Annotated in this window: 12 protein-coding genes; 2 read left to right on the top strand and 10 right to left on the bottom strand. The window is 72.0% G+C overall.

Features of this window, described 5'->3' with window-relative positions; translation table 11 throughout:
* Positions 1-12: 12 nt before the first annotated feature.
* From OG202_RS36770 to OG202_RS36745, 6 genes are all read right to left on the bottom strand, one after another.
* Entirely contained in the window at positions 13-1,110 is a 1,098-nt protein-coding gene (locus OG202_RS36770; RefSeq protein WP_326575950.1) for a BMP family lipoprotein, read from the bottom strand.
* A 136-nt stretch (positions 1,111-1,246) separates the two neighbouring features.
* Entirely contained in the window at positions 1,247-1,990 is a 744-nt protein-coding gene (gene deoD, locus OG202_RS36765) for a purine-nucleoside phosphorylase (RefSeq protein ID WP_327727432.1), read from the bottom strand.
* Positions 1,987-2,736, bottom strand: a complete 750-nt coding sequence (locus OG202_RS36760) for a glutamine amidotransferase (protein ID WP_326575955.1) — start codon at positions 2,734-2,736, stop codon at positions 1,987-1,989. Before OG202_RS36760 ends, deoD begins: the two co-directional genes overlap by 4 nt.
* Positions 2,737-2,858: 122 nt before the next feature.
* The gene (locus OG202_RS36755; protein WP_326575958.1) at positions 2,859-3,917 is read right to left on the bottom strand and encodes a LacI family DNA-binding transcriptional regulator; all 1,059 of its coding nucleotides are present in this window, start codon (positions 3,915-3,917) and stop codon (positions 2,859-2,861) included.
* Positions 3,907-5,280 carry an amidohydrolase gene (locus OG202_RS36750; protein WP_326575960.1) on the bottom strand — a complete coding sequence of 458 codons (1,374 nt, stop codon included), beginning with the start codon at positions 5,278-5,280 and terminating at the stop codon, positions 3,907-3,909. Before OG202_RS36750 ends, OG202_RS36755 begins: the two co-directional genes overlap by 11 nt.
* 242 nt (positions 5,281-5,522) lie before the next feature.
* Positions 5,523-6,446 carry an LLM class F420-dependent oxidoreductase gene (locus OG202_RS36745; RefSeq protein ID WP_326575962.1) on the bottom strand — a complete coding sequence of 308 codons (924 nt, stop codon included), beginning with the start codon at positions 6,444-6,446 and terminating at the stop codon, positions 5,523-5,525.
* 238 nt (positions 6,447-6,684) lie between these two features.
* On the opposite strand from OG202_RS36745, the gene OG202_RS36740 reads away from it, so the two are divergent.
* Positions 6,685-6,852 (top strand): hypothetical protein, encoded by a 168-nt coding sequence (locus OG202_RS36740; protein WP_327727433.1) that lies wholly within the window; start codon positions 6,685-6,687, stop codon positions 6,850-6,852.
* Positions 6,853-7,028: 176 nt separating this feature from the next.
* On the opposite strand, the gene OG202_RS36735 is transcribed toward OG202_RS36740, so the two are convergent.
* The 4 genes from OG202_RS36735 to OG202_RS36720 all read right to left on the bottom strand — a co-directional run bounded on the left by OG202_RS36735 (position 7,029) and on the right by OG202_RS36720 (position 10,472).
* Positions 7,029-7,505, bottom strand: a complete 477-nt coding sequence (locus tag OG202_RS36735) for a DUF6099 family protein (protein WP_326575966.1) — start codon at positions 7,503-7,505, stop codon at positions 7,029-7,031.
* 192 nt (positions 7,506-7,697) lie between these two features.
* On the bottom strand, positions 7,698-8,048 hold the full coding sequence (locus OG202_RS36730; RefSeq protein ID WP_327727434.1) for a nucleotide pyrophosphohydrolase: 351 nt from the start codon (positions 8,046-8,048) through the stop codon (positions 7,698-7,700).
* Positions 8,035-9,210, bottom strand: coding sequence for an ATP-binding protein (locus OG202_RS36725; RefSeq protein ID WP_327727435.1), 1,176 nt, complete (start codon positions 9,208-9,210; stop codon positions 8,035-8,037). Before OG202_RS36725 ends, OG202_RS36730 begins: the two co-directional genes overlap by 14 nt.
* Positions 9,211-10,082: 872 nt before the next feature.
* A complete protein-coding gene (locus OG202_RS36720; RefSeq protein WP_326585580.1) occupies positions 10,083-10,472 on the bottom strand; it encodes a cell division protein SepF in 390 nt (129 codons plus the stop codon).
* Positions 10,473-10,820: 348 nt separating this feature from the next.
* On the opposite strand from OG202_RS36720, the gene OG202_RS36715 reads away from it, so the two are divergent.
* Positions 10,821-15,038 (top strand): molybdopterin-dependent oxidoreductase, encoded by a 4,218-nt coding sequence (locus tag OG202_RS36715; protein ID WP_328224195.1) that lies wholly within the window; start codon positions 10,821-10,823, stop codon positions 15,036-15,038.
* Positions 15,039-15,287: the final 249 nt, after the last annotated feature.

The raw sequence follows: 15,287 nt of genomic DNA, 5'->3' as shown, positions 1-15,287 counted from the left end.
GGATCAGGGGGATCAGAAGGCGCTGGGGACCGTGACGGAACCGGACTTCACCTTGTCGGCGGCCTCCTGGAGCTCGGTACGGATGCCTTGGGGCACCAGCTCCTCGAAGTGGTCGTCGTCGACGTAGCCGACCGCGTCCTCGTCGAGGCCGACGCTCTCGACGGCGCCGTACTTCACGCTGTCCCGCTTGTCGTCCTCCGCGGCCTTGTAGAGCGCGTTGCCCACGTTCTTGAGGATCGAGGTGACGACGGTGTTCTTCTGGGCGGTGTCGGTGAGGGTCCGGTACTGGTCGGAGTCGACGCCGAAGGTGTAGCGGCCGGCGCTCGCGGCCGACTCGAAGGTGCCGAGTCCGGAGAGCCCGGCGACCGGCCACACCAGGGCGGCGCCCTGCCCGTACAACGCGGTGGAGATCTCCTTGCCCTTGGCCGGGTCGCCGAAGGGCTTGTCGCCGCCGACGTACTGCACGAGGACGTCGGAGTTCTTGCCGCCCGCCGCCTTGAATCCGGCCTTGAATCCGACGATGAAGTCCTCGATGACGGGGATCTTCACGCCCCCGATGACACCGACCTTGTTCAGGGATTCCGCACCCTTGAGCGCTTTCTCGGCGACCAGCTTCTCGGCGAGGAACCCGGCCAGATATCCACCCTCGTTCTGCTTGAAGGTGACCGAATAGACGTTCTCACACTTGTTGGAACAGCCGTTCTTGCCGCTGTAGTCGACGGTCGAGTCGAACACCCAGAACTTCTTGTCCGGGTACTGCGGGGCGAGTTCACCGATGTAGTCGGTGACGTCGAAGGTGCCGGCCGCGAGGATGTCGTAGTCGTCGGCCGCCGCCGCGTCCTCGAAGCCCGGCTCCCACTTGGTACGGTCCGAACCCAGCTCGACCACCTTCAGCTCGTAGCCGAGCTCGCTCTCCGCCCGCTTCAGGCCCTCGTGGGCGGAGTCGAAGAACGACTTGTCGCCCAGCCCTCCATTGACCACCAATTTGATGCGGGTCTTTCCGGAGGAGGACGCCCCGGAGTCGTCCGGGCCCGACCCCCCGCACCCGGCCAGTACGAGCATTCCCGCCACCACGACGGCGGCTCCCGGTCCGTAACTTCTCATCGTCATCGACCTCCTGATCATTTTCTGCTCTTTGTATCTCTTGGTGTGGGGAAGGGGATGCGTCGACAGTAGGAAGTGCAAAACGTTTTGGCTATGCCGACGGGTTTCTGTTTGATTTCTTCCGGGGGAAATTCCGTGGTCTTCACCCGTCGGCCAGCAGCGCGGCCGCGGCGACGCGGACGGCCCGGTCGAAACAGGTCTCCCGGTCACGGGCGGACAGGGCCTCTCCGGTGCGCACGTGGTCCGACACGGTCAGTACGGCGAGGGCCTCGCCGCCCTCCGCCGCGGCCACGGCGTACAGCCCGGCCGCCTCCATCTCGACCGCGAGGGTCCCCCGGCGTTCGAGGGCGTCGAGGACCGCGGGCCGGTCGAGGTAGAAGTGATCGCTGGAGAACACCGGGCCGATGTGCACGGCCGCCTCGTCCGGCGCCTCCCGTTGGACGGCGTCCGCCGCGTCCACGGCCACGCGCAGCGACCGGTAGGAGGGGGCGAGGGAGAGCGTCACGCCGTCCACGAGCAGGCGGCTGACGCTGGAGTCGGTGTGCGCGGCCGAGGCGATGACGACGTCCCGTAGGGCGACCGAGGCGGGGAGCGCGCCCGCCGTGCCGACCCGGACGATCCGGCGGACCCCGTAGTGCCGGAACAGTTCCGTCGCGTAGATCGACACCGACGGGATGCCCATGCCGGAGGCGAGGACGGACATCGGTACGCCCCGATGGCTGCCGGTGTAACCGAGGATGCCTCGCACGTCGGTGACGAGCCGGGCGTCGTCGAGGAACGTCTCGGCGATCCGCCGGGCCCGACGCGGGTCGCCCGGCATGAACACGAGCGGGGCGAAGTCGCCGGGAGCGGCGGAGATGTGGGGTGTGCCCTGTTCCCGCGTCACAGCTCCTCCCCCGCGAGCCAGCGCACCAAGCGGTCCCACAGCTCCGGGTAGCCGTCCCACTCCAGGAAGGGCGGCGGCGCCCAGTGCGGTGCCACGTCGGAGGTGAAGGCCGCCGACCGGCCCGTGCCGTGGCCGCCGACGGCCAGCAGCGGATGCCCGGCGCACTCGGCGAGCAGGGCCGCGTCCGGTCGTACGACGACCTCGTTGAGGCCGAGCAGCGCGGGCCAGGTCCGGTCGAGGCCTGCCACCACCGTGTGCCCGCCGACCACTTCGGGTACGGCGCCGGCCGGCAGCTCCACCCGGTCGTCGCGGTCGAGCAGGGTCACCGGCAGGGCGGCGGCCAGGGGCGTACGCCCCCAGCGGGCGCGGGCGTCGATGCCGCTGAAGGTGAGGTAGCCGCCGATCATCAGCATCCCGCCGCCGCGCTCGACGAAGTCCCGCACCAGCTCCGAACGGTCGGGGGCGGGCTCGGAGCGGTTGAACGTCGCCGGCGGCAGCTGGAAGCTGTTGGCCCCGACGTCGCTGATGACCACGACGTCGTACGCGTCGAAGCCGGCGGCGGTGTCCGGGACCCGGGTGGATATCTCGTGCGCGGGCACATACGTCACCTCGTGGCCGCGCGAGCGCAGCGCGTCGAGGAAGACGCCGCCGCCCTCGGTGTACTCGGCGGTGTGGAACGCGTCGAAGCCCTTCTGATGGACCGTGTACGTGAACCAGGACTCGCCGATGACGAGGACTCTGGGCATGGACGAACCGCCTTTCCTTCGGGGCCGCTTCGGAGCGTTCGCGGGTGTGCGGGGGGGGTATTTCGGGGCACGGGGACATGGCCGCGTGGCGCGGCGTCCGTGACGGAGGGGGGAGGTGCGGGTCAGCGGGAGGCGGGCGGGGCCGTGCTCCCGCGTACCTTCAGTTCGACGGGCAGGGTGTGCCGGGACGCGGGCGGGACCTCGCCCCGGGAGACGTACTGGAGGAGTTGCGCGGTGGCGGTACGGCCGACGTCGTAGGCGGGCTGGTGGACGGTGGTCAGGGGCGGGTTGATCAGCGAGGAGGCCCGGATGTCGTCGAAACCGACGACGGAGACGTCGTCCGGCACCGAGAGCCCGGCCTCCCGGAGCGCGGCGAGCGCGCCGAACGCCATCAGGTCGTTGGCCGCGAACACGGCCGTACGGTCCTCGAAGCCGCCCTCGTCGAGCAGTTCGGCGATCAGCCGGTACCCGGACTCCTCCTTGAAGTCGCCCACCCGCTCGGCGACATCGCCGTGGAAGGCCTGGCGGAAGCCGTGCGCGCGGGCCGCGCCGCTCCTCAGGTCGCGGGGGCCGGTGAGCATCAGGGCCCTGCGGTGGCCGAGCGCCCGCAGATGCTCGCCGACCAGCCGGCCGCCCGCCTCGTGGTCGGCGCTGGCGATGAGCGCGCCGCCGAGCCCCTCGACCTCCTCGTCGGCGAGGGCGATCGGGAACTTGCCCATGAGCGCCTCCAGCCGCCGCCGGGAGGGCGGGGACCCGGAGGCGTACACCATGCCGTCGATGAACCGGCTGCGGATCATGCCGAGATAGCGGTCCTCGCGGTCGGCGTCGAACTCGGTGTTGCACAGGATCAGCCCGTAGCCGAGGTCGTGGGCGGCGTCCTCGGCGCCCTTGGCCAGCTCGGCGAAGAAGGTGTTGCTGATGTCCGGGATCAGCAGCCCGATCACGGAGGTGGACCCGGCCTGGAGGCTGCGGGCCAGCGACGCGGGGACGTATCCCAGCCGGTTGACGACGCTCCGCACGCGGGCGGCGGTGTCCTCGTTGACGGGCCGGTTGCCGCTCAGCACATGGGAGACGGTGGTCGGGCTGACCCCGGCCGCCGCGGCCACGTCCTTGATGGAGGCGGCCCGGCGGACCGCCGGTCTGTCGTGGGTGACGCCGGCTTCGTGCAGGTCACGGGTCATAGTGCTGCACCGCTCTTCCGTGGGAGATGTCGAGGATCCGCGCGACCCGTGCGTCGGCCTCGGCGAGCAGGGCGGGCTCGTCCACGGTGAGCAGCCGGCCGTCGCGCATCAGGACCCGCCCGTCGACGACGACCGTGCGTACGTCACTGGCGCGGGCGCTGTAGACGAGTGCGGCGCGCGGGTCGTGCAGCGGACGGCAGTGCGGCCCGGACAGGTCGGTCAGGACGATGTCGGCGCGCATGCCCGGCTCCAGCGCCCCGATCCGGTCCTGGAGCCCCAGGGCCCGTGCCCCGCCCCGCACGGCCAGCCGCAGCGTGTCCGAGACGGTCATCCAGGTCGCGTCCCGCACCGCCTGCTTCTGGGTGAGCGCGACCAGCCGCAGCGCCTCCCACACGTCCAGCGTGTTGTGCCCGGCCGCCCCGTCCGTGCCGACGGCCACGGTGACCCCGGCGGCGAGCAGCCCGCGGACCGGGGTCAGCGGGGTCAGGGCGTGCTTGAGGTACACCTTGGGACAGCAGGCCACGGCGGCCGTGCCGGCGTACTCGCCCAGCAGCGGCAGGTCCTGCTCGACGATCCCGCAGCCGTGCGCGACGAGGGCGCCCGCGTCCAGGACCCCGGTGTCGTGCAGCACCCGGATCGGGGTGATCCCGCGCCGCTGAAGGCTCGACTCCGTCTGCTCCAGGTGCTCGGCGGCGTGGATGTGCATCCGCACGCCGAGCCGTCGGGCGTGGTCGGCCAGGGTCCGCAGGTCGTCGTCGTCCACGGTGTACGGCGCGTGCGGCCCGAGCGAGACGGTCACCCGGCCGCCGGCCCGGCCGTGCCACTCCTCGGCGAAGGCGACGCCGGCGTCCAGTGCCCGCTCGCCACCGCTGCTGAAGTAGGTGGGCGCGATGTCCGCCCGCAGCCCCGTCTCGGCGACCGCCTCGGCGATCGACTCGGGGAAGAAGTAGTGGTCCGCGAAGGTGGTGACCCCCGACCGGATCATCTCCGCGCAGGCCAGCCGCGCCCCGACCCGCACGTCCTCGGCGGTCAGGTTGGACTCCATCGGCCACACCCGGTCGTTGAACCAGCCCTCGACCGTCACGTCCTCGGCGGCTCCCCGCATCAGCACCATGGGGCTGTGCGTGTGCGCGTTGACCAGTCCGGGCAGGGCCAGCAGCCCCCGCCCGTCCACCACCTCCGCGCCGCGCTCCTCCGGCCCGTCCGCCCGCGTCGGCCGCACGTCCGCGATGACGCCGTCCTCCACCACGATGTCCCGCGCGGGCAGCACGTCGCACTCGCCCACGACCGGGACACGCAGCACGTCACAGCCGCGCACCAGGAGGCGGTGGCGGGATGCGGAGGGGGACGTTCTGTCGCTCATGCGGCACAACGTAGATTTCCAAAACGTTTTGCACAACAAGGGACGCTTTGGATCTTGCGGAGCGATTGCGGAGCGATACCAGGGCGGGCCGGCGGTGACGGCCCACGAGGCGGGCGGCGCCACAGGACCATGGCCGCCGCCGTCGGCAAGCGGTTCGTCCGTGGTCACTCGCGGCCGCCCGCGCACCCCCGCGCCCCTCGAAGGGCGCGGGGGGGGCGGGTCCGCCGCGACGTGCGCCCTCGCTACGACAGCTGGGACTGCACCTGGGTGGAGATCAGTTCCAGGTGGTCCAGGTCGTCGAGGTCGAGGATCTGGAGGTAGACGCGCTGGGAGCCGATGCCCTGGTAGCGGGCGATCTTGTCGACGACCTCGGCCGGGGAGCCGGCGAGGCCGTTGGCCTTGAGCTCGTCGACCTCACGGCCGATCGCGGCGGCGCGGCGGGCGACCTCGGCGTCGTCCTTGCCGACGCAGGCGACCAGGGCGTTCGAGTACACGAGGTCGTCTGCCTTGCGGCCGGCCTCCTCGGCGGCCTTGCGGACCCGGCCGAACTGACGCTCGCTGTCCTCGATCGAGGCGAACGGCATGTTGAACTCGTCGGCGTACCGCGCGGCGAGCCGCGGGGTACGGGTCGCGCCGTGACCGCCCACGAGGACCGGCACCTTCGCCTGCGCGGGCTTGGGCAGCGCGGGCGAGTCGGTCAGCTGGTAGTGGGTGCCCTCGTACGAGAACGTCTTGCCGACCTCGGTGGCCCACAGGCCGGTGACGATGGCCAGCTGCTCCTCCAGACGGCCGAACTTCTCCTTGGGGAACGGGATCCCGTACGCCTTGTGCTCCTCCTCGAACCAGCCCGCACCCAGGCCGAGTTCGACACGGCCGCCGGACATCTGGTCGATCTGCGCGACCTGGATGGCGAGCACGCCGGGCAGCCGGAAGGTGCCGGCGGTCATCAGGGTGCCGAGCCGGATGCGCTTGGTCTCGCGGGCGAGTCCGGCCAGGGTGATCCAGGCGTCGGTGGGGCCGGGCAGTCCGTCCGTCGAGCCCATGCGGAGGTAGTGGTCGGAGCGGAAGAAGGCGTCGAAGCCGAGGTCCTCGGTGGCCTTGGCGACGCTGAGGAGGGTGTCGTAGGTCGCCCCCTGCTGGGGCTCGGTGAAGATGCGAAGATCCATGACTCCATCCTGCCCGCTGGCCTCCCGGTCAACGGCACCGGTCCCACGGGTGACATGGGCCCACGGCCGGGTGAAAATCCGTCGATCCGCGCACGGGGCGGGCTCGGGCCAGTGACCGGCGGGAACGGTGATCGTTGCTCGGGAGGAGCCGGACCGCCCGGCACCCGTCGCCGGCGGCCGCTGCCGGGGCGCCCGCACACGTGCCCCCTCGGGGGGCGAGGGCCGAGGAGGCCGTCACATGTCCCAGGAAGCCGTGCCGGAGCAGGCCGCCGTGCCTGCGCAGCCGAAGGGTCTGCTCCAGCAGATGGAGGAGCTGATGGCTGCCCTGAACGCGGACCTGTCCCAGCTCGACGCGGATCTGTCGGTGCCGCGTACCGCTGCCGCGGAGGAGAGCGGCACAGCCTGACCTTCCCGGAGCCGCGTAGTTCGACGCCCGGTCCGCTCTACCGGCCGGGCGTTCGCCATGTCCCCCGGTGGGTTGTTCGGCTGCGGGTGGGTGGGGGCTGGTCGCGCAGTTCCCCGCGCCCCTGACAAGCAGGGTCCCGCCCGGGTTTCAGGGGTGCGGGGAAGTGCGCGACCAACTCACCCCGCCGCCGCATCCCTCTCCGCCAGGACCTGGTCTCTCACCGCCAGGCGCCGCAGCATTTCCAGGACGCGGTCGCGGGCCTCGTCCGCCGCGTCGATCGCTTCCATGCACTGCCAGTAGGTCGCCTCGTCGTCGGCTCCGCTCGCCATACCCACCAGCGCGATACCGACCTCCCCCAGCAGGCCCCCGAGCCGCAGCAGCGAATCGTGGGCGTCGCCCAACTCGGTGAGCTGGGCGGCCCGTAAATCACCCACACCGAGTGGCGGGGCGCCGAGTATGCCGCAGCCGCTGCCGGCCAGCTCGGTCAACCCCAGCGCCTCACCGCGCAGTTCGGGAGGTCCCGAGACCGCGAGGCGGCTGCCGATCGCCTGGGCCAGGGCATAGGACTGCCACGCCTCCGCCATGATCTGAGGTCCCTCGACGCTGCCCGCCAGAGCACGCCTGCTCGCCAAGATGAGCCGCACCGCATCCATGCGCTGCCCCCGACTTCCCCGACGCGCTCTCACACGTCCGCCCGAACTCCTGCCTGTTCATTACCCACAGTGAGGGCCGCTGAGACAGAAAGCCAGAGGAAGCCTGAAATCTGTGGATAACAAGTCGGCTGTGGACAACTTCTCAACTACTAAGAGTGACAATCGGAGGGGCGTGCTCAGTGTCGAGTGTCGTCAAGGCTCCTCCGGCGCCGGAAATCTCCGTTCGTTGCGGTCGATCTTCGCATCCAGGGCTGACAGTGGGTCGATCCCCAGCACCTCGCAGAGCTGGAGCAGATAGGCGAGCACGTCGGCGACCTCGTCCGTGACGCGGTGGGCGGTCTCCGGGTCCGACATCACGCGCGCGGACTGCTCCGGCGTCAACCACTGGAAGATCTCGACGAGTTCGGACGCCTCGACGCTCAGCGCGGAGACCAGGTTCTTGGGCGTGTGGTACTGCTGCCAGTCGCGGGCGGCGGCGAACTCGGCGAGCCGCCGCTGCAGGGTCGCCACGTCGAGCCCGCGCCCGGGTTCAGGATCTTTCACGGTTCAGGTCTACCACCGTCACCCCCGGCACCCCGGCGGCCCAGGAGGCGTCGCTGACCGCGCCGACCAGCCGGATGTGCCCGCGCTCGCACATGCGGGCCGCCAGCCGCACCAACTCCAGGGCCTGCCTCGGGTCGAGGGCCCTGTCGAAGCCGTCGGCGAGGACCGTGAGGGTCTGGAGCGCCGCCGGCACCTCCGCGACCGGGTCCACCTCCAGGACCCCGGGACCGGTGAACAGCACCAGGGCCAGCGCGAGGTACCTCAACTCCCCGTCCCCCAGCAGGCCCAGGGCCGTCCGTACCCCGTCGCCCCGGTCCAGCACCGCCCGTACCGCGCCGTCCCGCAACGGCTCGGCCAGCAGATCGAGGACCGGCCCCGCACAGCCGTCGCGCACGGCACCGACGAGCAGCGCGTGCCGTCGGCCGCACTCCGTCCGCGTACGCCACAGCACGTCGGCGAGGTTGTCGCAGCCCCGGAGCAGCCGTCCGGTGCCGAGCGGGACCGCGGCGCGCATACGGCCGGGGCGCGGGTCGCAGGCGTAGACCGAGCGGAGTGCGACCACCATCTGCTCGGCGGCGGCGAGGACCTGGCGCTGACCGTCCGTCTTGCCGGCCACGCGGAGCGGGAGCAGCGCGGTGCCGAGGCGGTCGTCGGGCAGGGGCCCGCGGGTGACCGGGGAGGTGCCGGCCGTGTGCCAGGCGGCCTGGACGACGGGGCGGCTCGGGTCGACGAGCGCCGTCTGCAGCAGGGTCAGCCCGCCGGCCGTCAACCGCTCGCCCACGATGCGGAGTTCCGGCTCGGCCTGTACCGCGACATCGAGGTGCACGGGCCCTTCGGGGCCGTCGGCCGTGCAGCCGATGCGGAAGCCGCGCCGCCGCTGGGCGTCGGGGCGTGCCCGTTCGGGGACGCAGCCCTGAGGGTCGGGGAAGGCCTCGTCGAGGTGGGCGCCACCGCCGAGTCCGGCCAGCGCCTCGTAGGCCCGCAGCGCGGTGGTCTTGCCGCTGCCGCTGCGTCCCGAGAGGAGGGTGAGCGGCCCCAGCGGGAGGAAGGCGCCCCGGTGCCCGGCGAAGGCGGAGAGCCTGAGTTCGGTGACGTTCGGCCGCTCCGGACGCGCCCCGGCGTCCGCGCCGGGCAGCATCGGCGACAGGGATGACACGGTCATATGCGGACAGTAGGGGCCCATTCCTCGGGCAAACCGTTCCGCCCAGTGGATCTTCCTACGATCGAGGGAGCGCCCCGGCCTGCTCCCGGGCGCCCCGCACCGAGCGAGGGCGCCCCAACCGGGCAGGAGCGCGCCGGGCCTGTCGGGAGCGCGCCGGCACGGGGTCGGGCCGCACGGGAGCGCCGGAACGGCCGGGAGCGCGGGGGCCGGTCGGGAGCGCGCGGGGCCCGTCGGGAGCGCGCCGGGCCGGTCGCAAGCGCACCGGAACCGAGTCAGGACCGCGCCGGGAGCGCCGGAACCACCGGGAGCGCCCGGGGCCGGTCAGGAGCGCACCAGAACCAAGAGCAGGACCCCACCGGAAACGCCGGGAGCACGCGGAGCCAGTCGCAAGCGCGCCGAAACCGCGTCACGACCGCACCGGAAGCGCCGGAACCACCGGGAGCGCCCGGGGCCGGTCAGGAGCGCACCAGAACCAAGAGCAGGACCCCACCGGAAACGCCGGGAGCACGCGGAGCCAGTCGCAAGCGCGCCGAAACCGCGTCACGACCGCACCGGAAGCGCCGGAACGGCCACGGAACGCGCCCTGCCGGTCAGGACCGCGCCAGGGCGAGCCAGGAGTCGGGCCCGGTCGGTCGCGCGCAGGCGCCCCAGGTCGCACGTGCCACCCGGCGGTCGAACGCCCCCGGGCCGAGCGGGAACGGGACGGCGACGGGCGACCGGGCGACCGGGCGACCGGGCGACCGGGCGACCGGGCGACCGACAACGCACAACGGCGACCGGAAACGCCCCCGCGGCAGAAGAAACTGGCCCCGCGGGCAGGTGCGCCCCGCAGCGGACGGAGGCGCCCCGCCCCGGGCGCCCCGCCCCGGGCGTCACACCCCGGGGATCCCGGCGCCTTCCATCAGCCCCCGCACCTCGGTTCCCCGCGGCGTGAGAAGGAACACGTTCCGGTCGACCCGGTGCATTCCGCTGGCGAGGCCGAAAACCACCCCCGTGCTGAAATCGAGCACCCGCTTGGCGGTGTCGGACTCCGCACCCGACAGGTCCAGCAGCACCGGAACGCCCGCCATCAGCGTCTCCGCCACGTCACGGGCGTCCGCGAAGACGTTGACGCGCAGCACCACGAAGCGGCGCCTAGCCTCGGTCTCGGCTTCCGGTATGGTCCGGTGGCCGACCGCCGACGGCCAGGCGTCCCGGCCCCGCAGCGGCACTACCTGGGCGAGCCCCTCCCACTGTTCGTCGGTGACATCGTGGCTGTTCACCCTGTTCACCGGCCTTCCCCCTGGCTCGCACTGAATGACTGCATCGGCCAATTCTTACGCATGGTCACCCGTTCGGCCCAACAGCGACACGGACCGCGACACCTCGCTGTCCGGCCCAACGGCCGGAACCCGCCCTCACAGCCCCTCGCACGGGCGTGTGTGGCGGGCGTAACGCCTCATGATCAGGTCATGTGACATAGGCGTAACGGGCAATTCGTACGATCGAGTCGGCCGGGCAGCGACTCGGAGGCTGAGCGGAAGCCGACCGGCCGCCGTACCAGACAGCGACCGGTGGACCGACCGGACGACCGACCGGACACCCCGGACGCCGACAGAGAGGGGCCGCCCGTGGCCGCACAGGGCCCGCCGAGCACCACGACCCGGGTGCGGACCGTGTGCTCGTACTGCGGTGTCGGCTGCGGCATGCTTCTGGACGTCGGGATGGGTCCCGACGGCCGGCGTACGGTCCTGAAGGCGTCCGGCGACAAGTCCCACCCGGCGAACTTCGGCCGCCTCTGCACCAAGGGCGCGACCACGGCCGACATGCTGGCCGCGCCCGGCCGCCTCACCACGGCCCTCGTCCGGGACGACCGGGGCGACGAGCCCGTCCCCGCGCCCGTCTCCGACGCGATCGCCGAGACGGCCCGGCGGCTGCGCGCGATCATCGACGAGCACGGCCCCGACGCGTTCGCCTTCTACGTCTCCGGCCAGATGAGCCTCGAAGCGCAGTACCTCGCGAACAAGCTGGCCAAGGGCTTCATCCGCACCAACCAGATCGAGTCGAACTCCCGGCTGTGCATGGCGAGCGCCGGCACGGGCTACAAGCTGTCGCTGGGCGCCGACGGACCGCCCGGCTCGTACGAGGACCTCGACAAGGCGGACGTCTTCCTCGTCATCGGCTCGAACATGGCGGACTGCCACCCCATCCTGTTCCTGCGCATGATGGACCGGGTCAAGGCGGGCGCGAAGCTGATCGTCGTCGATCCCCGGCGTACGGCGACGGCCGAGAAGGCCGATCTGTTCCTGCAGATACGTCCGGGTACGGATCTGGCCCTGCTCAACGGCCTTCTCCAGCAGCTGCACGCGAACGGGCACACCGACCCCGACTTCATCGCCGCCCACACCGAGGGCTGGGAGGCGATGCCCGACTTCCTCGCCGAGTACACGCCGGAGGCCGTCGCCGCGAGCACCGGCATCCCGGCGGACGACATCCGCGAGGCCGCGCGGCTCATCGGCGAGGCCGGCGAGTGGACGAGCTGCTGGACCATGGGGCTCAACCAGTCCACGCACGGCACCTGGAACACCAACGCGCTCGTCAACCTGCATCTGGCGACCGGCGCGATCTGCCGCCCGGGCAGCGGCCCGTTCTCCCTCACCGGCCAGCCCAACGCCATGGGCGGGCGCGAGATGGGCTACATGGGGCCGGGCCTGCCCGGTCAGCGGTCCGTGCTCGTGGACGAGGAGCGGGCGTTCGTCGAGGAGCTGTGGGGGCTGGCGCCGGAGTCGCTGCGCAAGGACGGGGTCGGCAAGGGCACCGTCGAGATGTTCCAGAAGATGGCCGACGGGGAGATCAAGGCCTGCTGGATCATCTGCACCAACCCGGTCGCCTCGGTCGCCAACCGGAAGACCGTGATCGAGGGACTGGAAGCCGCCGAGTTCGTCGTCACCCAGGACGTGTTCGCCGACACCGAGACCAACGCGTACGCCGATGTCGTCCTGCCCGGCGCCCTGTGGACCGAGTCCGAGGGCGTCCTCATCAACAGCGAGCGCACCCTGACGCTCGCCGCCCCCGCCGTCGACCCGCCGGGCGAGGCGATGGCCGACTGGCGGATCATCGCGGCCGTGGCGCGCGGGATGGGGTTCGAGAAGGGGTTCTCGTACGACAGCGCCGAGCAGGTCTTCGAGGAGATCAAGCAGGCGTGGAACCCGAAGACCGGGTGGGACCTGCGGGGCGTGACGTACGAGCGGCTGCGTGCGGAGTCGGTGCAGTGGCCGGCGGCTTCGGAGGACGGGCCGTCGCGGAATCCGATCCGGTACGTGGAGGCAGGCTCGGATGCGGATGCGGATGCGAGTGCGGGGTCGGGTTCGAGTTCAAGCTCGGGCTCGGGCTCGGGTTCAAGCTCCGGCTCGGGCTCGGATACGGGGCTCGTCTTTCCCACCGCCAGTGGGCGGGCCGTGTTCCACGCGCGGCCGCACATGCCGGCCGCCGAGATGCCCGACGACGACTACCCGTTCGTGCTCAACACCGGACGGTTGCAGCACCAGTGGCACACGCTCACGAAGACGGGGCGGGTCGCCAAGCTCAACAAACTGAACCCCGGGCCGTTCGTGGAGGTGCATCCGCGGGACGCGCGTGAACTCGGCGTCCAGGACGGGGACTCCGTGGAGGTCGCGTCGCGGCGGGGGCGTGCCGTGCTCCCGGCGGTGGTGTCGGACCGGGTGATGCCCGGGTGCGTGTTCGCGCCCTTCCACTGGAACGACCTGTTCGGCGAGTACCTGAGCATCAACGCGGTGACGAGCGACGCGGTGGATCCGCTGTCGTTCCAGCCGGAGTTGAAGGTGTGCGCGGTGTCTCTGGCGAAGGTGGCGGCGCCGGTACGGGTGACCGGGCCGGAGGAGACCCAGCCCACCGCGACGCGTGTGCCGGCGACGGTGACCGTGCCGACGGCGGTCACTCCCGGCGCCAACCCGTTCGGTCTCGAACCCTCTCCCCCGCCCGTCCTCTCCGCCCAGGAGCGCCAGTACCTCACCGGCTTCCTCGCCGGACTCGGCTCCGGTGTGCAGGGAGTGCCCGTGCTGCCGGCCGACGCGCCGTTCGTTCCCGAGCACGCGGTGTGGGTGAACGGGGTGCTCGCCGGGATGTACTCGCGGACGGCGGCCCCGAGCACGGCGCCCGCCGTCGTCGAGCCCGCCGGGCGCGAGATCGTCGTGCTGTGGGCCTCGCAGACGGGCACCGCCGAGGAGTTCGCGGTGGCGGCGGCCGAGCATCTGGGGGCCGCCGGTCACCGGGCGACGCTCGTCGGCATGGACGAGGCGATCCCCGACCAACTGCCGAGCGGGGCCGACCTGTTGCTGATCACCAGCACCTTCGGCGACGGCGACGCGCCCGACAACGGCTCCGGCTTCTGGGACGCGCTCTCGCACCAGGAGGCCCCCCGCCTGGACGGCGTGCGTTACGCCGTACTGGCCTTCGGGGACTCCTCGTACGACGACTTCTGCGGGCACGGCCGCCGACTGGACGCCCGGCTCGACGAGCTGGGCGCGGTGCGCCTGGCCCCGCGTACGGACTGCGAGCCGGACTACGAGCCGTCGGCGGACGCCTGGCTCGGCCAGGTCATCACGGCACTCGGCACAGGGACGGAAACGGACACGGCCACGGCGGCCACGGCTCCGGAAACGAAGCCGCAGGCCGGTCCCACCGCCGCCCCGGCGCCCGTCGCCCGTCCCGCCAAGCCCGCGCCCGCCGCCGCCCGACTGGTCGGCAACCGGCTGCTCAGCCTGCCCGGGGCGGGCAAGGAGGTGCGGCGGTTCACCTTCGACACCAGCGGGACGGGGCTGTCGTACGAGGCGGGCGACGCGCTCGGTGTACGACCGGTCAACTCCCTCGGCCTGGTGGCGGAATGGCTGGCGGTGACCGGCCTGGACGGCTCGACTCCCGTGCAGGTCAACGGTGTTGGCGAGGCGCCCTTCGCCGAGGCCCTGCACCGGCATCTCGACGTCACCCGGATCACCTCGGACCTGCTGCGCTTCGTCTCCGAACGGACGCGGGACAACCGTGAGTTGAAGAAGCTGATGCGCCCGGACAACAAGGACGGGCTGGCCCAGTGGTCATGGGGGCGGCAGGCCGTCGACGTGGTCACCGAGTTCGCCGTGCGGGCCTCCGCGCAGGAGTGGACCGGCGTCTTCAAGCGGCTCCAGCCCCGGCTTTACTCCATCTCGTCGAGCCCGCTCGTCGACCCGCACCACGTCTCGCTGACGGTGTCCGTCGTCCGGTACGAGAACCTGCGCGGACGCCCGCGCGGCGGGGTCTGCTCGCCCTTCCTCGCGGACGGCGAGGCCGATCTGGAAGTGCCGGTCTTCGTCCAGCGCTCGCCGCACTTCCGGCCGCCGACCGACCCGGTGACCCCCATGGTCATGGTCGGCCCCGGCACCGGCGTCGCCCCCTTCATCGGCTTCCTCCAGGAACGGCGGGCCCTCGGCCACCGGGCGCCCAACTGGCTGTTCTTCGGCGAGCAGCACCGGGCGACGGACTTCTACTACGAGGACGAGCTGACGGATCTTCAGGAGTCGGGCGTGCTCAGCCGGTTGGACACCGCCTTCTCCCGTGACCAGCGCGCCAAGGTCTACGTCCAGGACCGGATGCGCGAGCACGGCCCCGAGCTGTGGCACTGGCTCCAGGACGGCGCCCGCTTCTACGTCTGCGGTGACGCCTCCCGCATGGCGAAGGACGTCGACCAGGCGCTGCGGGACGTCGTGGTCACGCACGGCGGGATGACGGAGGGCGAGGCCGCCGCGTATGTGAAGCAGCTGTCGACGGAGAAGCGGTACGTGCGGGACGTGTACTGAGCCGCCACACCGGCCGGGGCCCTGGGTGTGCCGTCGCGTGACGCGTGGGGGCGCTCAGCTTGGACATCGCGCGGAGAGGCGGTTGCGGGACCGTGCCCGGTGCCAGGTGGACCTCGGTGGCGATCTCGGCGACCGAGGCGTCGGTGCGGGCGGCGCGCAGGGCCTGCGGTTCGCGGTCGCCGAGCGGGCAGTCGTCCTCGGTGAGGGCGGACGCGGCGATGTCCGGGCCGACGTAACGGCGTCCGCCGG

Source organism: Streptomyces sp. NBC_00310, from assembly GCF_036208085.1.
Lineage (GTDB): Bacteria > Actinomycetota > Actinomycetes > Streptomycetales > Streptomycetaceae > Streptomyces.
Note: the sequence above shows the minus strand (reverse complement) of the source record. Positions and strands in the feature narration are given on the sequence as shown.

Bases quoted from the DNA above. Each gene is read 5' to 3' on its own strand.
- OG202_RS36770 (WP_326575950.1), bottom strand. From the start codon at position 1,110: ATGACGATGAGAAGTTACGGACCGGGAGCCGCCGTCGTGGTGGCGGGA.
- OG202_RS36760 (WP_326575955.1), bottom strand. From the start codon at position 2,736: ATGCCCAGAGTCCTCGTCATCGGCGAGTCCTGGTTCACGTACACGGTC.
- OG202_RS36755 (WP_326575958.1), bottom strand. From the start codon at position 3,917: ATGACCCGTGACCTGCACGAAGCCGGCGTCACCCACGACAGACCGGCG.
- OG202_RS36750 (WP_326575960.1), bottom strand. From the start codon at position 5,280: ATGAGCGACAGAACGTCCCCCTCCGCATCCCGCCACCGCCTCCTGGTG.
- OG202_RS36745 (WP_326575962.1), bottom strand. From the start codon at position 6,446: ATGGATCTTCGCATCTTCACCGAGCCCCAGCAGGGGGCGACCTACGAC.
- OG202_RS36740 (WP_327727433.1), top strand. From the start codon at position 6,685: ATGTCCCAGGAAGCCGTGCCGGAGCAGGCCGCCGTGCCTGCGCAGCCG.
- OG202_RS36735 (WP_326575966.1), bottom strand. From the start codon at position 7,505: ATGGATGCGGTGCGGCTCATCTTGGCGAGCAGGCGTGCTCTGGCGGGC.
- OG202_RS36725 (WP_327727435.1), bottom strand. From the start codon at position 9,210: ATGACCGTGTCATCCCTGTCGCCGATGCTGCCCGGCGCGGACGCCGGG.